The 21,212-nt window shown below is 61.6% G+C and carries 19 protein-coding genes; 13 read left to right on the plus strand and 6 right to left on the minus strand.

The window, feature by feature from the left end:
* Positions 1 to 11: 11 nt before the first annotated feature.
* On the minus strand, positions 12 to 1,241 hold the full coding sequence (locus J3P97_RS17290; protein ID WP_434601242.1) for an acyl-CoA dehydrogenase: 1,230 nt from the start codon (positions 1,239 to 1,241) through the stop codon (positions 12 to 14).
* A gap of 178 nt (positions 1,242 to 1,419) precedes the next feature.
* On the opposite strand from J3P97_RS17290, the gene J3P97_RS17295 reads away from it, so the two are divergent.
* From J3P97_RS17295 to J3P97_RS17305, 3 genes are all read left to right on the plus strand, one after another.
* A complete protein-coding gene (locus J3P97_RS17295; protein ID WP_434573242.1) occupies positions 1,420 to 2,349 on the plus strand; it encodes a LysR family transcriptional regulator in 930 nt (309 codons plus the stop codon).
* A 182-nt stretch (positions 2,350 to 2,531) separates the two neighbouring features.
* Positions 2,532 to 2,933, plus strand: coding sequence for a MerR family transcriptional regulator (locus J3P97_RS17300; protein ID WP_434672366.1), 402 nt, complete (start codon positions 2,532 to 2,534; stop codon positions 2,931 to 2,933).
* Between the two features lie 154 nt (positions 2,934 to 3,087).
* Positions 3,088 to 3,987, plus strand: coding sequence for a hydroxymethylglutaryl-CoA lyase (locus J3P97_RS17305; RefSeq protein ID WP_434672367.1), 900 nt, complete (start codon positions 3,088 to 3,090; stop codon positions 3,985 to 3,987).
* A gap of 631 nt (positions 3,988 to 4,618) precedes the next feature.
* Here J3P97_RS17305 and J3P97_RS17310 read toward each other — a convergent pair.
* Complete coding sequence (locus J3P97_RS17310; RefSeq protein WP_434672368.1) at positions 4,619 to 6,328, minus strand: AMP-binding protein; 1,710 nt, start codon at positions 6,326 to 6,328, stop codon at positions 4,619 to 4,621.
* Between the two features lie 202 nt (positions 6,329 to 6,530).
* Here J3P97_RS17310 and J3P97_RS17315 point away from each other — a divergent pair, with 202 nt between their 5' ends.
* From J3P97_RS17315 to J3P97_RS17330, 4 genes are read left to right on the plus strand one after another with little or no spacing between them, the layout of a single operon-like run.
* Positions 6,531 to 7,694: an isovaleryl-CoA dehydrogenase gene (locus J3P97_RS17315; RefSeq protein WP_434573237.1), complete on the plus strand. Its 1,164-nt coding sequence runs from the start codon at positions 6,531 to 6,533 to the stop codon at positions 7,692 to 7,694.
* Between the two features lie 11 nt (positions 7,695 to 7,705).
* Entirely contained in the window at positions 7,706 to 9,313 is a 1,608-nt protein-coding gene (locus J3P97_RS17320; RefSeq protein ID WP_434672369.1) for a carboxyl transferase domain-containing protein, read from the plus strand.
* 13 nt (positions 9,314 to 9,326) lie between these two features.
* Entirely contained in the window at positions 9,327 to 10,145 is an 819-nt protein-coding gene (locus J3P97_RS17325) for a gamma-carboxygeranoyl-CoA hydratase (RefSeq protein WP_434672370.1), read from the plus strand.
* Entirely contained in the window at positions 10,142 to 12,091 is a 1,950-nt protein-coding gene (locus J3P97_RS17330; RefSeq protein ID WP_434672371.1) for an acetyl/propionyl/methylcrotonyl-CoA carboxylase subunit alpha, read from the plus strand. Before J3P97_RS17325 ends, J3P97_RS17330 begins: the two co-directional genes overlap by 4 nt.
* A 30-nt stretch (positions 12,092 to 12,121) precedes the next feature.
* Here the strand turns inward: J3P97_RS17330 and J3P97_RS17335 are convergent, their stop codons facing one another.
* Complete coding sequence (locus J3P97_RS17335; RefSeq protein ID WP_434672372.1) at positions 12,122 to 12,769, minus strand: LexA family protein; 648 nt, start codon at positions 12,767 to 12,769, stop codon at positions 12,122 to 12,124.
* A gap of 129 nt (positions 12,770 to 12,898) precedes the next feature.
* Between J3P97_RS17335 and J3P97_RS17340 the strand changes: the two genes are divergently transcribed.
* Positions 12,899 to 13,240: a DUF6124 family protein gene (locus J3P97_RS17340; RefSeq protein ID WP_434672373.1), complete on the plus strand. Its 342-nt coding sequence runs from the start codon at positions 12,899 to 12,901 to the stop codon at positions 13,238 to 13,240.
* Positions 13,241 to 13,727: 487 nt separating this feature from the next.
* Positions 13,728 to 14,879: a M14 family metallopeptidase gene (locus tag J3P97_RS17345; RefSeq protein WP_434672374.1), complete on the plus strand. Its 1,152-nt coding sequence runs from the start codon at positions 13,728 to 13,730 to the stop codon at positions 14,877 to 14,879.
* A 163-nt stretch (positions 14,880 to 15,042) separates the two neighbouring features.
* Here J3P97_RS17345 and J3P97_RS17350 read toward each other — a convergent pair whose 3' ends face one another.
* Both J3P97_RS17350 and J3P97_RS17355 read right to left on the minus strand, forming a co-directional pair.
* Positions 15,043 to 15,579: a cytochrome b gene (locus J3P97_RS17350; protein WP_434672375.1), complete on the minus strand. Its 537-nt coding sequence runs from the start codon at positions 15,577 to 15,579 to the stop codon at positions 15,043 to 15,045.
* Complete coding sequence (locus J3P97_RS17355) at positions 15,576 to 16,658, minus strand: catalase family peroxidase (RefSeq protein ID WP_434672376.1); 1,083 nt, start codon at positions 16,656 to 16,658, stop codon at positions 15,576 to 15,578. The genes J3P97_RS17350 and J3P97_RS17355 overlap by 4 nt, the downstream gene beginning before the upstream one ends.
* A 167-nt stretch (positions 16,659 to 16,825) precedes the next feature.
* Here J3P97_RS17355 and J3P97_RS17360 point away from each other — a divergent pair, with 167 nt between their 5' ends.
* Positions 16,826 to 17,332, plus strand: coding sequence for a sigma-70 family RNA polymerase sigma factor (locus tag J3P97_RS17360; protein WP_434573222.1), 507 nt, complete (start codon positions 16,826 to 16,828; stop codon positions 17,330 to 17,332).
* On the plus strand, positions 17,329 to 18,081 hold the full coding sequence (locus J3P97_RS17365; RefSeq protein WP_434672377.1) for an anti-sigma factor family protein: 753 nt from the start codon (positions 17,329 to 17,331) through the stop codon (positions 18,079 to 18,081). The genes J3P97_RS17360 and J3P97_RS17365 overlap by 4 nt, the downstream gene beginning before the upstream one ends.
* Positions 18,082 to 18,233: 152 nt before the next feature.
* Here J3P97_RS17365 and J3P97_RS17370 read toward each other — a convergent pair whose 3' ends face one another.
* A complete protein-coding gene (locus J3P97_RS17370; RefSeq protein WP_434672378.1) occupies positions 18,234 to 19,070 on the minus strand; it encodes an IclR family transcriptional regulator in 837 nt (278 codons plus the stop codon).
* 245 nt (positions 19,071 to 19,315) lie between these two features.
* Between J3P97_RS17370 and J3P97_RS17375 the strand changes: the two genes are divergently transcribed.
* Both J3P97_RS17375 and J3P97_RS17380 read left to right on the plus strand, forming a co-directional pair.
* A complete protein-coding gene (locus J3P97_RS17375) occupies positions 19,316 to 20,341 on the plus strand; it encodes an ABC transporter ATP-binding protein (protein WP_434672379.1) in 1,026 nt (341 codons plus the stop codon).
* Positions 20,338 to 21,207, plus strand: coding sequence for an ABC transporter permease (locus J3P97_RS17380; protein WP_434672380.1), 870 nt, complete (start codon positions 20,338 to 20,340; stop codon positions 21,205 to 21,207). The genes J3P97_RS17375 and J3P97_RS17380 overlap by 4 nt, the downstream gene beginning before the upstream one ends.
* The last annotated feature ends 5 nt before the right edge of the window (positions 21,208 to 21,212 follow it).

Here is a 21,212-nt window from a genome sequence, read left to right on the forward strand (position 1 = left end):
GTGAACGAGCTTCAGCGCCCGCTACGCAACATCTCCTTCGGCACATACTTGCCGATCTCGAACTTGCCGATAGCCGCCCGGTGGACCTCATCTGGACCATCAGCCAGGCGCAGCGTGCGCTGCATGGCATACATGTAGGCCAGCGGGAAATCGTTGGAAACCCCGGCCCCGCCGTGGATCTGGATCGCCCTATCAATGACTTTCAAGGCCACGTTCGGCGCGACGACCTTGATCTGGGCGATTTCGCTTTTGGCCACTTTATTGCCGACCGTGTCCATCATGTACGCCGCCTTCAAGGTCAGCAGGCGCGCCATGTCGATTTCCATTCGCGAGTCGGCGATCTTGTCGATGTTGCCACCCAGGCGCGCCAGCGGCTGGCCAAACGCGGTGCGACTGATGGCGCGCTGGCACATCAATTCCAATGCGCGCTCGGCCATGCCGATGGAGCGCATGCAGTGGTGAATCCGGCCCGGCCCGAGGCGACCCTGGGCAATTTCAAAGCCGCGTCCTTCGCCCAGCAAGACGTTTTCGTACGGCACCCGCACGTTATCGAACAGCACTTCGGCGTGGCCGTGAGGTGCATCGTCATAGCCGAACACCGGTAGCGGCCGGACAATTTTTACCCCGGGGGTGTCCACCGGCACCAGGATCATCGAGTGCTGGGCGTGACGAGGTGCGTCGGGATTGCTCAGGCCCATGAAGATCAGGATCTTGCAGCGTGGGTCACAGGCGCCTGAGGTCCACCATTTCTTGCCGTTGATGACCCATTGATCGCCGTCACGCTCGGCACGGGCAGCCATGTTGGTGGCGTCCGACGAAGCAACGTCCGGTTCGGTCATGGCAAAGGCCGAACGAATCTCGCCCCGCAGCAGCGGTTCGAGCCAGCGCTGCTTTTGTTCCTCGTTGGCGTAACGCACCAGCACTTCCATGTTACCGGTGTCCGGCGCCGAACAGTTGAACGGCTCCGGGCCCAGCAGCGAACGCCCCATGATCTCCGCCAGCGGTGCATATTCCAGGTTGGTCAGGCCGGCCCCCAACTCGGACTCGGGCAGGAACAGATTCCACAACCCTTCGGCTTTGGCCTTGGCCTTGAGCTCCTCCATGATCGCAGTCGGCTGCCAACGGTCGCCTTCAGCCACTTGCCGTTCGAACACGGCCTCGGCCGGGTAGACATAGGCATCCATGAACGCCGTGACGCGCTCACGCAGTTCCTGAACCTTGGGGGAGTAGGCAAAATCCATGGGCAGCACCTTCTTGGCAGAGGTTGTTTTTAGGTCATGAAATCGATGCTAGTTCAGCTACGAAAATTTACCTAACCTATTCTCGGCGTGTATTAACATTCATCACCGATATATGGTTCACTGATTCGCATCGCCTTCCGGCACCTCACAACAAGCCCAAGAACAAGAGTGCAGCGCCATGAATCTGAGCAAGGTCGACCTCAACCTTTTCATTGTCTTTGATGCGATCTACACCGAAGCCAACCTGACCCGGGCCGGGCAGATCGTCGGCATCACTCAACCGGCGGTGTCCAATGCCCTGGCGCGTTTGCGCGAGACGTTCAACGACCCGCTGTTCGTGCGTACTGCCCAAGGCATGGTGCCCACGCCGATGGCCCAGAATATTATCGGGCCAGTGCGCAACGCCCTGTCGCTGCTCCGGGTGTCGGTGCAGGAAAGCCGGATCTTCAACCCGCTGCAAGCCGTCAAGACCTATCGCATCAGCATGACCGACCTCACCGAGGGCGTGATCCTGCCGCCGCTGTTCCAGCGCCTGCGCCGCCTGGCGCCGACCGTGGCCATCGAGAGTTTCCTGTCCAAGCGTCGGGAAACCACCAAGGAGCTGGCCGCCGGGCGCCTGGATTTCGCGGTTGATGCTCCACTCAATACCGATCCGCAGGTGCGCCACGTCAAGCTGATGGAAGATCGCTACGTGTGTGCCATGCGCAAGGGCCACCCGTTGGCGGGCAAGGAAAAACTCAGCCTGGATGATTACCTGGCGCAGACCCATGTACATATCTCCAGCCGCCGCAACGGCCTCGGTTATGTCGACCTGGCATTGGGCAAGATGGGCATCCAGCGCAAGATCGCCCTGCGCTCGCAGCATTATCTGATGGCTTCCCAGGTGCTCCAGCAGACCGACATGGTCATGACCGTTCCCGAACGTTTCGCCCGTCGCCACGATCTGCATGCGTTCCTGTTGCCCGTCAATGATGTGCCGCCGGTGGAAACCCATCTCTACTGGCACGAAAGCACCGACCAGGACCCGGCCAACCGCTGGATGCGCGAGCAGATGATCGAGCTGTGCCAGCAGGTGACGGCGCATGAGAAGAAGCTTGATAAGGTTTAGCCCGTCCAATGTGGGAGCGAGCCTGCTCGCGATAGCGTCGGATCAGTCACTATTCATATTGGCTGGACTACCGCTTTCGCGAGCAGGCTCGCTCCCACAGGTTTCGTCGACAGCTCATTGCTTGACGTGAACGTCAACCTGCCATTAGCTTAGCGCCAACCCCTTTCGTTTCGAGCGCTTCCATGAGCAGCCAGACCTATAGCATCTCCGACCTCGCCCGCGAATTGGATATCACCACCCGCGCCATCCGCTTCTATGAAGAACAGGGTCTGTTGCGCCCGGAGCGCCGTGGTCAGGAACGTATCTACTCGCCGCGGGACAAGGTCAGCCTGAAACTGATCCTGCGAGGCAAGCGCATCGGTTTCTCTCTTGCCGAGTGCCGTGAGTTGATCGAACTCTACGACCCCAGCAGCGGCAATCAGAAACAACTGCACAGCATGCTGGCGAAAATCGCCGAACGGCGCGAACAGCTCGAACAGCAGTTGCTGGATATCGAACAGATGAAGCTGGAGCTCGACACCGCCGAAGAACGTTGCATCCAGGCGCTGGAGCAGACGATCAAAGGCGAGGAAGTCGCCCAGTAATACGACACGTCCCCTGTGGGAGCGAGCCTGCTCGCGATGGCGATATGACCGGCAACATCGAATTGACTGTCATACCGCTATCGCGAGCAGGCTCGCTCCCACAAGGGTTTGTCATTGGTCCCGGAAGTTGGCAACTCACCACAGGTCAATCCCCATGTCCCTCCCCTCCTTTGTACGTTTGATCGAAGTCGGCCCCCGCGACGGCCTGCAGAATGAATCCCAACCCATCAGCGTGGCGGACAAGGTGCGTCTGGTTGACGCCCTGAGCGATGCGGGCCTGGGTTATATCGAAGTCGGCAGTTTTGTCTCGCCCAAGTGGGTGCCGCAGATGGCCGGTTCGGCCGAGGTATTTGCGCAGATCCAGCGCAAGCCCGGCGTGACCTATGGCGCCCTGGCACCGAACCTGCGGGGTTTCGAGGACGCACTGGCGGCGGGGGTCAAGGAAGTCGCTGTATTCGCCGCGGCGTCCGAAGCGTTTTCCCAGCGCAACATCAATTGTTCGATCAAGGAAAGCCTGGAACGCTTCCCACCGATCATGGAGGCGGCGAAGCACAGCGGCGTCAGCGTGCGCGGCTATGTGTCCTGCGTGCTGGGCTGCCCCTATGAGGGCGAGGTCAAGCCCGAGCAGGTCGCGTGGGTCGCACGGGAGCTGTACGCCATGGGCTGTTACGAGGTGTCCCTCGGCGACACCATCGGCACCGGCACCGCCGGTGCAACGCGCAGGATGTTCGAGGTAGTCGGCGCGGACGTGCCCCGGGACAAACTGGCGGGACATTTCCATGACACCTATGGCCAGGCCATGGCCAACGTCTACGCCAGCTTGCTGGAAGGTATTGCCGTGTTCGACAGCTCAATCGCCGGCCTGGGCGGCTGCCCTTATGCCAAGGGCGCCAGCGGTAACGTCGCCACGGAAGACGTGCTGTACCTGCTCAACGGCCTCGGCATCGAGACCGGCATTAATCTGGATGCACTCATCGCCGCGGGCCGGCAGATCTGCGACGTGCTGGGTCGCTCGACCGGTTCGCGCGTGGCCAAGGCGCGCTTGGCGCGATGAGGTGTTACCGCCCCGCTTGTAACGGGGGCGAAACGAGTAACACGGAAACAATTTGTCTGGAATCGTCGTGCCGAGTTTTCAGCCAAATAACCTAATCCATTGATTTAAAAGGATTTCTAAAAGTTGGCACGGCACCTGCTATATCTCCAGTACAACAAGAATAAAAAAAAGCGACAAACCCAATAAAAACAAGACGAAACGACTCTGACATAACAAAAACAACACGGCAGAGACGCAGCTAACAGATTTTTTTGGAGAAGATGTGCTTTTCAGGGTGCTTCCAGGAGCAACCCGCAACCGGGCAGAGAATAATAAAACTACCTCCAGGTAGCTCCCGAATCGGTTGGATCGCAAGGCGAAAAAGCAGATCAGCGCTCAAAAAAATACGTTTGCTCTTGATCCCGGATGGGGATCGCCAAAAACAGCGGTAAAGGGTCACGGCTGCCAAAAACAACAACAGGCCGCCCCTCAATAATAAAAAAAGAGCACGCGACGACAAAATTAAAGGGGAGCTTCGGCTCCCCTTTGTGCTGTCTGGGGTTTGGTTTCCTTCCATGGGCTCAGAAGGCGATGTGTCACACCATGGCAGCTTGAATGACACACCGCTTTCGCGAGCAGGCTCGCTCCCACACTAGGATTGTGGTTGGCCCTGGTGATTGCGCAGCTCTTCGATACTGATTTCGCGCATGCGAAATTTCTGGATCTTGCCGGTAACCGTCATCGGGAACTGCTCGACAAATTTGAAATGACGCGGTGTCTTGAAGTGAGCGATGCGTTCCTTGCACCACGCTTGCAACTGCTCCTCGGTGACGCTGTGGCCGGGATGGAGTTTGATCCAGGCCACGATCTCTTCACCGTAGCGCGGGCATGGAATGCCGATCACCTGCACATCTGCCACTGCGGGATGGGTGAAAAAGAACTCCTCCAGCTCCCGGGGATAAACATTCTCGCCGCCACGGATGATCATGTCCTTGTTCCGTCCGACGATACAGACGTAACCCTGCTCATCCATGCTCGCCAGGTCGCCGGTGTGCATCCAGCCCTGCGCATCGATCGCCTCGGCCGTGCCCTTGGGGTTGTTCCAGTAGCCGACCATCACGCTGTAACCGCGCGTGCACAATTCGCCGATGGTGCCGCGAGGGACAACCTCGCCGTTCCCGTCGATGATCTTGCTCTCCAGTTGCGGCTGGGTACGCCCAACGGTGGTGACGCGCAACTCCAGTTCATCCGTGGGACCGGTCTGCAACGACACCGGGCTGGTTTCCGTCATGCCGTAGGCAATCTGCACTTGGGCCATGTGCATCTCGCTGATGACCCGCCGCATCACCTCGATCGGACAGGTGGCTCCGGCCATGATCCCGGTGCGCAGGCTGGACAGGTCGAAATCCCCGCGCTGCGGCTGGTCCAGCATGGCGATGAACATGGTGGGGACGCCGTACAGCGCGGTGGCTCTTTCTTCGGCCACGGTCCGTAGCGTCAGCAACGGATCGAAGGCATCGTTGGGGTAGATCATGGTACTGCCGTGGGTCATGCACCCCAGGTTACCCATGACCATGCCGAAGCAGTGATACAACGGCACCGGGATCACCAGACGATCGCCGGCGGTCAGGCCGAGGCTTTCACCGACCATGTAACCGTTGTTGAGAATGTTCTGGTGACTGAGGGTCGCGCCCTTGGGAAATCCGGTGGTGCCGGAGGTGTACTGGATATTCACCGGCTGCTCGAAATGCAGGCTGCCCTGGCGCTCGGCCAATTGCCCAGGCGAGATGGCTGCACCGAGGTCGGCCAGCTGCGACCAGGGCAGGAAGCCTGAAGGCGGCTGGGAATCGAGGCTGATCACGCCGCGCAGATCCGGCAAGCATTCGCTTCGCAGTTGGCCGATCGATTGCTCTGCCAGTTCCGGCGCCAATGCCTGCAACATGGCGTGGTAATCCGAAGTCTTGAAAGCCCCCGCACACACCAGCCAGCGGCATCCGGACTGCTTGAGCACATACTCCAGTTCAGAGGCCCGATAGGCCGGGTTGATGTTGACGAGGATCACGCCGATCTTCGCGCTGGCAAACTGGGTAATGCACCACTGCGCGCAATTGGGTGCCCATATGCCTAGCCGATCGCCGGTTTCCAAACCCAGCGCGAGCATGGCCCGGGCGTGCAGATCGACCGCCGCGGCCAATTCGCGCCAGCTGTAGCGCAATGATTGGTGGCGAACCACCAGCGCTTCGCCGTCAGGAAAGTCGGTCACCGTCTGGTCAAACGCCTCGCCGATGGTTTGGGCCAGCAAGGCCTTGGCCTGGGAACCGCGGGTATAGCTGAGTTGCGTATGCGAACCGGGTTGATCCATGACGCCCCCTGTTGTCTTTATTAGTGGGTGTATCGGTGGAATCTCACGACTTCGAAAGCTGTTCAAGCGGCCTAACTCTGGCCCAAGTTGACGTTAACGTAAAGAGCGATTGACAGCCATGGGCCGCGCGCTTACGTTAACGTAAAGGTGAGAGCGCTCCCGCCGCTTCCCCGCACCCGACAAAAAATCCAAAAGGTGTCCCATGAGCTACCCATCCCTGAATTTTGCCCTCGGCGAAACTATCGATATGTTGCGCGACCAGGTGCAATCCTTCGTCAAGGCAGAGTTGGCGCCTCGGGCGGCGCAGATCGACATCGACAATCTGTTCCCCGCCGATATGTGGCGCAAGTTCGGCGACATGGGCCTGCTGGGCATCACCGTCCCGGAAGAATATGGCGGCGCTGGCCTGGGTTATCTGGCCCATGTGGTGGCGATGGAAGAAATCAGCCGCGGCTCGGCCTCGGTCGCCCTCTCCTACGGCGCCCACTCCAACCTGTGCGTCAACCAGATCAATCGCAACGGCAACCATGAGCAGAAAACCAGATACCTGCCCAAGCTGATCAGCGGCGAACACATCGGCGCCCTGGCCATGAGCGAACCGAACGCCGGCTCCGATGTGGTCTCGATGAAACTGCGCGCAGACAAACGCGGCGACCGCTACGTTCTCAACGGCAGCAAGACCTGGATCACCAACGGGCCTGACGCCAACACCTATGTGATCTACGCCAAGACCGACCTGGAAAAAGGCGCCCACGGCATTACCGCGTTCATCGTCGAACGCGACTGGAAAGGCTTCAGCCGCAGCAACAAGTTCGACAAGCTCGGCATGCGCGGCTCCAACACCTGTGAGCTGTTTTTCGACGACGTCGAGGTGCCGGAAGAAAACATCCTCGGCGTACTCAATGGTGGCGTGAAGGTCCTGATGAGTGGCCTCGATTATGAACGCGTGGTCTTGTCCGGCGGCCCGACCGGAATCATGCAGGCCTGCATGGACCTGATCGTGCCCTATATCCATGATCGCAAGCAGTTCGGCCAGAGCATTGGCGAATTCCAGCTGATCCAGGGCAAGGTTGCGGATATGTACACCCAGCTCAACGCCAGCCGCGCCTACCTGTATGCGGTGGCCCAGGCCTGCGAGCGCGGCGAAACCACGCGCAAGGACGCCGCCGGGGTGATTCTCTACAGCGCCGAACGCGCGACGCAAATGGCCCTCGATGCCATCCAGATCCTGGGCGGCAATGGCTATATCAATGAGTTCCCGGCCGGGCGCCTGCTTCGTGACGCCAAGCTGTATGAAATCGGCGCCGGCACCAGTGAGATCCGACGGATGCTGATCGGCCGCGAACTGTTCAACGAAACCCGCTAACGGAGCTGACCATGGCCACGCTGCACACTCAGCTCAACCCACGCTCACCGGAATTCAGCGCCAACCGCAACGCAATGCTCGGCCAGGTCGAGGCGCTGCGTACCTTGCTCGCCCACGTCCAGCAAGGCGGCGGAGCCAAGGCCCAGGAACGGCATACCTCACGGGGCAAATTGTTGCCCAGGGAACGCATCAATCGCTTGCTCGACCCGGGTTCGCCGTTCCTGGAGATCAGTCCGCTGGCGGCTTACGAGGTGTACGGCGAAGACGTTCCGGCCGCCGGCGTGATCGCCGGGATCGGCCGCGTGGAAGGCGTCGAATGCATGATTGTCGCCAACGACGCGACCGTCAAAGGTGGTTCGTATTACCCGCTGACGGTGAAAAAACACCTGCGCGCCCAGACCATCGCCCAACAGAACCGCCTGCCCTGCATCTACCTGGTGGATTCCGGCGGTGCCAACCTGCCGCGACAGGACGAGGTGTTCCCCGACCGTGAGCATTTTGGCCGGATCTTCTTCAACCAGGCCAACATGAGTGCCCAGGGCATCCCGCAAATTGCCGTGGTCATGGGTTCCTGCACCGCTGGCGGCGCGTACGTGCCGGCGATGGCGGACGAGGCGATCATGGTCCGCCAGCAGGCAACGATTTTCCTCGCCGGCCCGCCGTTGGTAAAAGCGGCGACTGGAGAGGTGGTCAGTGCCGAGGACCTGGGCGGCGCCGACGTGCACTGCAAGATTTCCGGTGTCGCCGACCATTACGCCGACAGCGACGAACACGCCCTGGCGCTGGCCCGTCGCAGCGTGGCCAACCTCAACTGGCGCAAGCTCGGTGATGTGCAGCAACGCGCGCCCATCGCCCCGCTGTATTCGAGTGAGGAGCTGTACGGCGTGGTTTCGGCCGACGCGAAGCAGCCATTTGACGTGCGGGAAGTGATCGCACGTCTGGTGGACGGCTCGGTGTTCGACGAGTTCAAAGCCCTGTTCGGAACGACCCTGGTGTGCGGTTTCGCCCACTTGCACGGTTACCCGGTCGCCATCCTGGCCAACAACGGCATCCTGTTCGCCGAGGCCGCACAAAAAGGCGCGCACTTCATCGAACTGGCCTGCCAGCGCGGCATACCGCTGTTGTTCCTGCAGAACATCACCGGCTTCATGGTCGGTCAGAAATACGAAGCCGGCGGCATCGCCAAACACGGCGCAAAACTGGTGACCGCGGTGGCCTGCGCCCGAGTGCCGAAATTCACCGTGATCATCGGCGGCAGTTTCGGCGCCGGTAACTACGGCATGTGCGGCCGCGCCTATGACCCGCGCTTTTTGTGGATGTGGCCGAATGCGCGGATCGGCGTGATGGGCGCCGAACAGGCGGCCGGCGTGCTGGTGCAGGTCAAACGCGAACAGGCCGAACGCAGCGGCCAGCCGTTCAGCGCAGTTCAGGAGGCCGAGATCAAGCAACCGATCCTCGACCAGTACGAAGAACAGGGGCATCCCTACTATTCCAGCGCGCGGCTGTGGGATGACGGCGTCATTGACCCGGCGCAGACGCGCGATGTGCTGGGCCTGGCCTTGTCCGCGTCGCTGAACGCGCCCATCGAACCGAGCCGCTTCGGCGTGTTCAGGATGTAACCGGGGAACGCCCATGAATCATTACAACACGCTCCAATTGCAGATGGACCCGCGCGGCTTCGCCACCTTGTGGCTCGACCGCGAGTCGAAAAACAACGCGTTCAACGCCGAGATGATCCGCGAGCTGATCCTCGCCCTGGACCAGGTCGGCAGCGATCCGACCCTGCGCTTCCTGCTGATCCGTGGTCGTGGCAAACACTTCAGCGCCGGCGCCGACCTGACCTGGATGCAGCAATCGGCCGAACTCGATTACCACACCAACCTCGACGACGCTCGGGAACTGGCGGAGCTGATGTACAACCTGGCCAAGCTGAAGATCCCGACACTCGCCGTTGTCCAGGGCGCGGCATTCGGCGGCGCGCTGGGTTTGATCAGCGCCTGTGACATGGCCATCGGTGCCGATGATGCGCAGTTCTGCCTGTCCGAAGTACGCATCGGCCTGGCGCCGGCCGTGATCAGCCCATTCGTGGTGCAGGCCATCGGCGAACGGGCGGCACGGCGTTATGCCCTGACGGCTGAACGTTTCGGTGGACAACGGGCGAAGGAAATCGGTTTGCTGGCGGACAGTTACCCGGCCGAGACCCTGGATGATCAGCTCGGCAAGTGGATCGACAACCTGCTGCTCAACAGTCCGGCGGCCATGCGCGCCAGCAAGGAACTGCTGCGCGAAGTCGGCAACGGTGCGTTGACCCCGGCGTTGCGGCGCTACACCGAAAATGCCATCGCGCGGATACGGGTCAGCCCTGAAGGCCAGGAAGGCCTGCGGGCGTTCCTGCAAAAACGGCCGCCGAGCTGGCAAGCCGAGTCCAACAACAAGGAGCCGCGTCGATGAGCGCCCCTGCCCTCACTACCCTGCTGGTCGCCAACCGCGGCGAAATCGCCTGCCGCGTCATGCGCACGGCCAAGGCCATGGGCCTGACCACCGTTGCGGTGCACAGCGCCACCGACCGTGACGCGCGTCATAGCCGGGAAGCCGACGTGCGTGTCGATCTGGGCGGCAGCAAGGCCGCCGACAGCTATTTGCAAATCGACAAACTGATCGCTGCGGCGCAAGCCAGTGGCGCCCAGGCTATCCACCCAGGCTACGGTTTTCTTTCCGAGAATGCCGGGTTCGCCAGGGCCATCGAAAATGCCGGGTTGATCTTTCTCGGCCCACCCGCCTCGGCCATCGAAGCCATGGGCAGCAAGTCCGCCGCCAAGGCCTTGATGGAAACCGCCGGCGTGCCGCTGGTACCCGGCTATCACGGTGAAGCCCAGGATCTGGAGACGTTCCGCGCCGCCGCCGAGCGCATCGGTTATCCGGTGCTGCTCAAGGCCACGGCAGGCGGCGGCGGCAAGGGCATGAAGGTCGTCGAGGAGGTCAGCCAACTGGCCGAGGCATTGGCCTCCGCGCAGCGCGAGGCGCAGTCGTCGTTCAGCGATGCGCGAATGCTGGTGGAAAAATACCTGCTCAAGCCACGCCACGTGGAAATCCAGGTGTTCGCCGACCGGCACGGCAACTGCCTGTATCTCAACGAACGCGACTGCTCGATCCAGCGTCGCCATCAGAAGGTCGTGGAGGAGGCACCGGCGCCGGGCCTGAGCCAGGAATTGCGCCGGGCGATGGGCGAAGCCGCCGTACGGGCGGCCAAGGCGATCGGCTATGTCGGCGCGGGTACGGTGGAGTTTCTGCTGGATTCGCGAGGCGAATTCTTCTTCATGGAAATGAATACCCGGCTGCAGGTCGAGCATCCGGTGACCGAAGCGATTACCGGGCTCGACCTGGTGGCCTGGCAAATCCGCGTCGCCCAGGGCGAGCCATTGCCGATCACCCAGGAGCAGGTGCCGCTGCTGGGTCACGCCATCGAAGTACGTCTGTACGCCGAAGATCCGGCCAATGATTTTCTTCCCGCCACGGGGCGCTTGTCGCTGTATCGCGAGTCGGCCGAAGGCCCAGGTCGCCGGGTAGACAGTGGTGTTGACGAAGGCGATGAGATCTCGCCCTTCTACGACCCGATGCTCGGCAAGTTGATTGCCTGGGGGGAAAACCGTGAACAGGCACGTTTGCGGTTGTTGGCCATGCTCGATGAGTTCGCCATCGGCGGGCTGAAAACCAACATCGGTTTTCTACGCCGTATCATCGCTCACCCCGCCTTCGCGGCGGCGGAACTGGACACCGGTTTCATCCCGCGTTACCAGGCGCAATTGTTGCCGGAGCCGGGCGAACTGGATGACGATTTCTGGCGCGCTGCGGCCCAGGGTTTCGCCTTGAGCCTGACGCCACGTGTCCGCGCCGATGACAGCAACTCGCCATGGGCCGCTACCGCCGGGCTGCGTCTGGGGCTGCCAGCGGAAATCACCCTGCACCTGAGTTGCGATGGCCAGGACCGCGCCGTGACGCTGGATGTTGCTGGTCGCGGCGCCGAGCTCAGGGGCGAGCACTTGATCATCGAGCACAACGGTGTGCGCCGCGAACATCGAGCCATTCGCCACGGCGACAGTCTCTACTTGCAATGGAAGGGCGATCTGTATCGAGTCGACTCCTACGACCCGCTGGCGGCGGCCGAGGCCAGCCACAGCCAGCAGGGCGGCCTGGTCGCCCCCATGAATGGAAGCATCGTTCGGGTGCTGGTGAGCGCTGGCCAGGCGGTGGAAGCCGGCGCGCAACTGGTGGTGCTGGAGGCGATGAAAATGGAGCACAGCATCCGCGCGCCCAAGGCTGGCGTGATCAAGGCGGTGTATTGCCAGGAGGGAGAGATGGTCAGCGAGGGCAGCGCGCTGGTGGAACTGGAAGAATAGACATTCGGCCCGGTTTCCGGGCCGATCCAGTCAGAATCTGATGGTTGCCTGTACGACCACGCCGATGATGCGGCATTGGTCGGTAAACAGGGTTTTCGGATAAGTCGGATTGAGCGGAACCAGGTAACGCTGCCCGCTCTCTTCCATCAGCTTGCGGAAAGTCGCTTCGCTGCTGCCTGGCAATCGGGCAATCACCAGTTTGCCGGGCACCGCTTCGATCGCCGGATCCACCAGGATCGACATGCCCTCGGGAATGCTCAAGCCGCTTGGCGCCGTCATCGCATCCCCCATCACCACCAGCCAGAACGCGTCGCCCCGTGCATGGTAATCCGTCAGCTCATAGCGCGGCTGGCCGTAGTCCACGACATTCTCTTCGCGGACGAGACCGATGTCGCGCCAGTCACTGACCGGGTAGCGAAAGTACGGGTTGTACTTCTGCGCCAGGGCCATCCCCTCGTCGGTGGAAGTGTCCGGCTCGCGGATCACCATAGCCACCTCGAGGAACTCCAGCCCCAGCTCCTGCAGCACCCGGTTCATGTCTCCAAGACTGGGTTGTCGGCGCTTGGTCAGCCAATGGCCGACCCCACCCTGAGACATCCCCAGACGCTCTGCGAGCACCACTTGCGTGATGTGCTGCTCCTTCATCCTGGCCTTGACCAACTCTATCCATTTATCCATGAGCGGCACGATACGTGGCTGACGCCGTCCAGCAAAACACAAGTTGTAGTATTTAAATTATCGTCACAATTACGCCGAGTACTAAGCTGGGATCAGGATTTCCAAACCCGCACGGAGAAACTCGACATCATGGACAAGCCCAACAACGATGAGCCCGCAGCCCCCTCGAACAACCCATTTTCGTCGCTTCAGGATTGTCCGGCGGCCAAACGCGCCCTGGACCACTACCTGAAACCGGATATTGCCGACAACCCGGCGGAACTTCGCTTCTTCGACGTCAACCGAAACATCAGTGGGGAGGAAGCCCTGGTTCATGCTTGCGACCTGCTACGTTGTGCAGCCGCTACCGCCCACGAATCCGCCAGCCGATTGAACGGCCCGAGCCGTGACCTGGCATTTTCGGTGGTGCATATGATCGACCTGGTCAAGGTCATGCTCGACCGGACCCTGGACGGCTACCCGGCACGCTAGTCGCAACGCTTGAAATGACGCCGCGAACGCGGGCCACGAGAAATAATTTCCAATTGAGGCAATAAAAACATTTGACTTGCAAATGATAATGATTATTATTGCATCAGCTGGTCGCGAGATCAGTCGATAGCCCAGAGGACCTTAGGTCGGACCTCTGGAATATCTCCTCATCAGGCTAATCACGGTTTTTGACCCGGCTTTTTGCCGGGTCTTTTTTTGCCGATTTTTCGGCTTATGGCTTCAGGCTAATGAAGTCTTTGGATGCTGCTGATTCGATGACGGCGATGATAGCAAACGCACTTCGCTCGCCAAAGCATCTGCGCTGCAACAGATGAATGAACGACAGGCAGCACTTGAGAATCATTCAGCGACTGTCTAATCTGCTTCTGCGTCCAGGGAGGGCGCCCCCTTTTTTTCATGGCGCTAATCGTCCCGGTTCGCCCGTCCTGCGTGTAAAGTAACGGCCACAAGATCCTCTACCGGAACCGTGACCGTGGCTAAATCTTCCTTTGATATCAGCGCCAACTTCGACAGTGGCAATATTGACGTCGTGGACATCAGCAACCCGTTGCAGTCGCTGCTGAAAATCAGGCCAGACACCCGTAGCGCGCATTTCCAATGGTTTCATTTCAAGGCCAGTGGCCTGCACGTCGGCCAGGAATATTCCTTCCGCCTGCTCAACGCCAGCCAATCGTCCTACAACAAGGCGTGGACAGGCTACCAAGCCGTAGCGTCCTACGATCACGTCAACTGGTTCCGTATTCCTACGCAATTCGAGGGCGATGCCCTGCGCTTTCATCTGGAAGCCGAACAGCCCCACGCCTGGTTTGCCTATTTCGAACCCTACAGCCGCGGCCGTCACGACTGGCTGATCGAACAGGCGCAGCACAAGGCCGGTACCGAACTGCTGGCGACCGGCAAAAGCGTCGAGGGCCGTGATATTCAATTGCTGCGCAAAGGCAGCGGTGCCGAGGGCCGACGCAAGATCTGGATCATTGCGCAGCAGCACCCCGGCGAGCACATGGCCGAGTGGTTCATGGAGGGAGTAATCGAACGTCTCCAGCACCAGGACGACGCCCAGCTGAACCGTTTGCTCGCCAAGGCCGATCTGTACCTGGTGCCGAACATGAATCCGGATGGCGCGTTCCACGGGCACCTGCGCACCAACGCGATGGGCCAGGACCTCAACCGGGCCTGGCAGAGCGCCAATACGGAAATCAGCCCCGAGGTCTATTTCGTACAGCAGCAGATGGAAAAGTACGGTGTCGATCTGTTCCTCGATGTCCACGGTGACGAAGAGATACCCCACGTCTTCACCGCCGGTTGCGAAGGCAACCCTGGTTATACGCCACGCATCGCCGAACTCGAAGAGCGCTTTCGCAGCCACCTCAAGCACCAGACCAAGGACTTCCAGACCGCCCATGGCTACACCCGCGACGAACCGGGCCAGGCCAACATGACCTTGGCCTGCAACGCCGTTGGCCAGAAATATGATTGCCTGTCCCTGACCCTGGAAATGCCGTTCAAGGACCACGACGACCACCCGAACCCACGCACGGGCTGGTCCGGCAAACGCTCAATGCAACTGGGCAAGGACGTGCTGAGCACGGTCGAGGACATCATCGACGAATTGCGCTGAGATTCCCCGGCGCCCCGCTCCCCGTGGCGAGGGAGCTTGCTCCCGCTGGGTGGCGTAGCCACCCCGAATGGCTCGATGCAGTTTTTTAGACATATCGCGTCAGCCGGTTTTACGACGGCTGCGCCGCCGAGCGGGAGCAAGCTCCCTCGCCACGGGTTATGCGTCAGTCCTTGCCGCGCAACATGCTGCCCAACACCTCATCCCGGCGCACCCACCCATGGAACAACGCCGCCGCCAGATGCACCAGCACGGTCAGGAACAACAGATAGGCCAGGTAGCCATGGGCCTTGCGCAGCCACGCAAAAGTCTGGGCATCCGCTGGCAGGATGGAGGGCAACCGCAGCGATTCGCTAAGCATCACCGGGTCGCCTGCTGCCGAAATCATGCTCCAGCCCAACAGCGGCAGGATCAGCATCAAGGCGTACAGCAAGACATGCGAGGCCTTGGCCGCCAATACCTGCCACCCCGGCAGATCGGCTGGCAGCGGCGGCGTACGGCGAGTGAAGCGCACCACCAGGCGCACGATCACCAGCAACAGAATCGCGATGCCCAGAGGTTTGTGCAGCTGGAGCAACCATTCGTGGCGCTCGGACACCGAGGCGACCATGCCTGCGCCGATAAACAGCATGGCGATGATCATCAGGGCCATCAGCCAATGCAGCAGCCGAGCCAGCGGTGCGAAGTGTCGAGGGGCTTTCATTGACGGGACTCCTGGGTAGCGGGCAATTGGCTGACTTCGCTGGTGCGCCGCAGATAGGAACTGGCATAGGCTGCCGAGCGGGCGGCCAGCAGCGGATCATCCGAGCCTTCGATGCCACTGGGCAGGATCAGCGGGTCATAGTTGATGTCGCGGCAATCCCCGTTGTCCTGCGCCTGGGCGCGCTCCAGTACCAGGGTACCGGCGTTGAGCGCCTTGCGGTCGCCGGGCCAGGCCTTGCTGGCGTCGTTGACCGGGTCGCCGGGATTGGCCAGGGTAATGTTCAGCTGCCAGCGCAGTGGCCCGGCAGCCAGGCGTTTCGTCAGGTCCTGCTCAAGGAAGTCAGCGCCTTGGGGCGGCGTGGTCTGAGCCGCGTCCTGGCGCGTTGGTACTACCGCCCAGCGCACCGCCTGGCGCTCCCCCGAGGGGTTGACCAGATAAAACGCGTTAATCCCGTTATAAGTTTCGGTGGCATAGCTGGCCGAGGGTTTTGCGGTCTTGATCCATTGCAGGAACGGCATCGCCTCGGGATGCGCGGCGAAAAATGCCGGCACCGCCGCCGGGTTCGGTTTACCCGTGGCCGGATCCGGCGACTGGGCCTGTTGAAGCTGGAAGAACGCCTCGGGCGTCCCCACCGGGAAAACCGGCATGCTGTTCATGCCCGTGCGCCATTGCTGGCCATCGGACTGGGTAAAACGCAACGCCAGGCTGCGGATCGGCACGCTGCCATCGGGTGCGTAGGGGTTGCCGCTGGGCAGTGCAAAACGGCCCACCACCGGCGTCCGCGCATCGCTGAACACCTGCGCGCTGGAGTAGGCTCGCGCCTCGCCGCTGTTCTCAAAATAGCCCGCAACGCAGACACCTTTGGAGTGATTGCGCCGAAAACCCGGATGAACCCCGTTATTGGTTTCCAGCACGTTGACCAAGGCCTTGGGCGTCAGCCGTTGCGGGTCCAGGGTACCGTTCACGTAAGCGAATGCCCCGGCCAGCGCGGCGACGACCGCGGCGATGCCGGTCAGGCGCAACGCCAGGCTGGCAGCGCTCAACGGCGGCCGACTCGATTCAGAAGAAGGGTCAACCATTTGCAGACTCCAGGGCACACGGCCATCTGTGAAAAGGACCTGTCAGACGAAAGCCCGACGGGTTTATTCCCACGTCGCGTATTTAATTTTCCTGCGCTGGAATAATCTCGTTCCCGGGTCGTCTTTCCAGTCCCAACTCAGCGATTGCCCAACGAAGCTGCCCGCCCATGAACGAACTCGACGACCAGTTGCGCCTGCTCATCCCACGGCTACGACGTTTTGCCGTGTCGCTGACTCGCAACCCCAGTAATGCCGATGACCTGGTGCAGGCGTGCCTGGAACGGGCCTTGTCGAAATGGACCGACAAGCGCCCGGACGGCGACCTGCGGGCCTGGCTGTTTTCGATTCTCTACCGGCAGTTCCTCGACGCCCATCGCCGCTCCCGACGTTATGCGCGGATGCTCGAACTGTTCACCGGCCGCGACGATGCGCACCCTTCGGCCGAACGCAGTGTCATCGCCCAATCGTCACTCCAGGCCTTCGATCAACTGCCCACCGAGCAACGCGCGCTGCTGTTATGGGTCTCGGTGGAAGGCTTGAGCTACCAGCAAGTGGCCGACATCCTGGACGTGCCGACGGGCACCGTGATGTCGCGTCTGTCCCGTGCGCGCCAAGCGTTGCGTCAACTCAGCGAAGGCGAAATCGCCCGCCCTGCCCTGCGGATACTCAAATGATCAGCATGCCCCCCAGCGACAGCGACCTGCACGCCTATGTCGATCGCCAGCTCAGCGAAGACGACCAACGCCAGGTGCAGATCTACCTCGACAGCCATCCCGATGTCGCCGCGCGGGTCCGCGGATGGCAGCAAGACACCCTGCATTTGCGCGCGGCCATGAGCGCGGCCCTGCAGCAATCACACAACCCTGGCCTGGATCCGGCGATCATCCGGCAACGCCTCAGGCATCGGTCCCGACGCCAGCTGGCCAGTGCGGCGGTGCTGGTGCTGGCGGTCGGGGTCGGCGGATTTGGCGGATGGCAGGCACGGCAGATGACCCTGCTCAGCGCCGCAGCGCCCATGGCTGATGCGCTGCAGGCCTACCGCTTGATTGCCCAGCAGGGCGTCCTGCCCGCCGACTACCAGACGGGCGACGAGCAAAGCATGCAAGGCTGGCTCGACCGCTACTTCACCCAGGCCGACCGCCTGCCGGATCTCTCGGCGGCGGGCTTCAAGCCGGTCAGCGGACGATTGCTCAGTACTGACCAAGGCGCCGCGGCGATGGTGGTCTATCAGGACCCGAGCGGCCTGAAGATCAGTTTCTACGTGCGCCCACCTGGCCCGAAAAACTACCTGCTGCCCCGTGGCAGCCGGCGCGACGGTGAATTGCAGGCCGAATACTGGTCCGGGCCGGGATACAACTATGCGATGGTCATCCCGAGTGATATGCCGGCGGCGCAGAAGCTCAAGCAAACCTTGAACTTCTGATCGCCGCTGCCGCCTGCGGGCCCCCTGTGGCCCCCTGCGGGAGCGAGCCTGCTCGCGAAGACGGCGTATCTGCCCCGGTGATGTCGACTGGCACACCGCTTTCGCGAGCAGGCTCGCTCCCACAGAGATCAGCGACGGCCAACAAGCGCTGCTCACCCCTGCCTGAACACCTGCGAAGGCCTGCGCAGCAGCGGGTCGAACGGGTTGATGCGCGGACCGATCGCCGCGGCTTCGCGCTTGAGCATCTCCACCACCGTCGGCAGGCGATCCGGCCCGAGCCGGTCGCTGATGGTCGCCACGCTCAGCGCTGCGACGGCCCGGCCTTCACGATCGAGAATGGGCACCGCGACCCCGGCCATGCCTTGCAACACACCGGTGTTGCGTCCGGCGTAGCCCAGTGTCCGCACGTTCTCGACCTCGGTGCGCAGGAAGACTTCATCGTACAAATGAAAATCCTTGAGCCGCGGCAGGTTGTAATGGATCACCGTGTCGCGCTCTTCCTCTGGCAGGAATGCCAGGATCGCCAGGCTGCCCTGTCCCACGCCCAGTGCCACGCGACCGCCGATGTCGCCGGTGAACGTGCGAATCGGAAACGGCCCCTCGCTGCGATCCAGGCAGATGGCATCGAAACCGCAGCGCGCCAGCAGAAACAGCGAATCCCCCAGCGACGCCGACAGCCGCAACATTGAGGGCCTGACCAGTTCACGCAGGTTACCGGTATTGCCAGCGCGGGCAGCCAGGGCAAAGAAGTCCAGGCTGAGTCGATAGCGTTTGCTGCGCGCATCCTGCTCGACCATGCCCTCGTCCATCAGGTTGCGCAACAAGCGGTGCGTGGTCGGCTGGGACAGGCCGATGCGCTGGGCCAGTTGCGTCACGCGCTCACCGCCTTCAACGGTCTCGCCCAGGCTGCGCAGCACCGCGAACAGCCGAGAGACCGAGCCGACCCCAACTTCACCTTTTTCTATATTCCGCCCAGTGGAATCATGCATGTCATTTCTCTTCAGATAATTTACTCACCGGATGAAACTGAAAATAGTCGTCGTCTCAGTGAAATAGTCCATTGAGCCCATCCTATTCTTCGTCCTACTCTGCGTCCATACAGGGGCGATTCGAACAACAGCGGCAGCCGACTTGATCTCGAGCGCCAACGCACCCCGCGACATCCTTTCGTATCTGCCCATACAAAAAAGCGCGCCTCGCGGCGACGCATAACAATCTCAGGTGGAGCGCAGTCATGGCTTTCGTGCAACTTGAAAACTTGAGCAAACGTTACGGCGACCTCGACGCTGTGGTCGCCACCAACCTCTCGGTGGAAAAAGGCGAGTTCGTCTCCCTGCTGGGGCCTTCAGGTTGCGGCAAGACCACGACCCTGCAAATGATCGCCGGCTTTGTCGAAGCCAGCAGCGGGCGCATCCTCCTCGACGGTCGCGACATCACTCACGCCAAGCCGGCCAGCCGGGGCCTGGGCGTGGTGTTCCAGAGCTACGCGCTGTTTCCCCACATGACCGTCAAGGACAACGTTGCCTTCGGCTTGCGTATGCGCAAAGTGCCGAGCACCGAATTGCAGACACGGGTCGATCGGGTACTCAAGCTGGTGCGCCTCGACCAGCACGCCGAGCGCTACCCGCGGGAACTCTCCGGCGGCCAGCGCCAGCGTGTGGCTTTGGCCCGGGCGCTGGTGATCGAACCGCCGGTGCTGCTACTCGACGAACCGTTGTCCAACCTCGACGCCAACTTGCGCGAGGAGATGCAGTTCGAGATCCGCCGCATCCAGCGCGAGGTCGGCATCACTACGTTGATGGTGACGCATGACCAATCCGAGGCGCTGTCGATCAGCGACCGGGTGGTGGTGATGCAGGCCGGGCGCATCACCCAGATCGACGCGCCCTACACGCTTTATGAACATCCGCGCACCGAGTTCATTTCCGGTTTTGTTGGCAAAGCCAACCTGCTCCCGGGCCAGCGGGACAGCGCCGGCGTCGTGCAAGTCTGTGGCGCCGGTCAAGGCGAGCTGACCCTGAGCCTGCGCCCGGAGAAAATCGATCTGTGCACCGCCGGCGCGGGGCGGCTGCAAGGCACTGTCACCAGCCGTTTTTTCCTCGGCAGCCAATGGCTGTACGGCGTCGGCACCCACCTGGGCGAGCTCAGCGTGGTGCGCCGCAACGACGGCTCGGCGCCCCTGACCGAAGGCACCGCCGTCGGCCTGGACTGGGATCCGGCGCTGCTGCGAGTGCTGAGCGTGGACGAGGTGTCGGCATGAAGCTGATGGATGCCATCAAGCGCGGCCGCCAGGGTTACCTGATGTCGGCCCCGGCCCTGGCCTTGTACCTGAGCCTGCTGGTCATTCCCCTCGGGTTGACGCTGGTGTTGTCGTTCAACGTCTTCGACTACGGCTCGGGCATCAACAGCGAGGCCTACACGTTCGAGCATTACACCAGCCTGCTGGGCGATCCGTACTTTTATGAAATCTTCCTGCGCACGTTGTGGATCAGCGCCCTGACCACCGTGCTCTGCGTGCTGATCGGCGTGCCCGAGGCCTACATTCTCAGCCGCATGGGCGCGCCCTGGCGCTCGATTTTCCTGATTCTGATCCTCACGCCGCTGTTGATCTCAGTGGTGGTGCGGGCCTTCGGCTGGAGCCTGCTGCTCGGCGCCGACGGCCTGGTCAACCAGACGTTGCAGGCCCTTGGCGGCTCGCCGATGAAGCTGCTCTACACGCCGTTTGCCGTGGTCATCGCCCTGGTCCATGTGATGTTGCCGTTCATGATCATTCCGGTGTGGACCTCGTTGCAAAAACTCGACCCGGCCGCCGAACAGGCCGCGCTGTCCCTGGGCGCGAGCCAGTTCACGGTGATCCGCAAGGTCGTGTTGCCGCAGATCATGCCCGGCGTGCTGTCCGGCACCCTCATTGTGTTCGGCCTCGCCGCCAGTTCTTTCGCGATACCCGGCCTGCTCGGCGGGCGTCGCTTGAAGATGGTCGCCACGCTGATCTACGACCAGTACCTGTCGGAACTCAACTGGCCCATGGGCGCGGCCATTGCCGTCGCGCTGCTGCTGCTCAACCTGCTGATCATGCTCTCGTGGAACCGCATGATCGAAGGCCGCTACAAGAAATCATTGGGGTAATTCTT

The organism is Pseudomonas sp. R1-15 (assembly GCF_051132085.1).
Lineage (GTDB): Bacteria > Pseudomonadota > Gammaproteobacteria > Pseudomonadales > Pseudomonadaceae > Aquipseudomonas.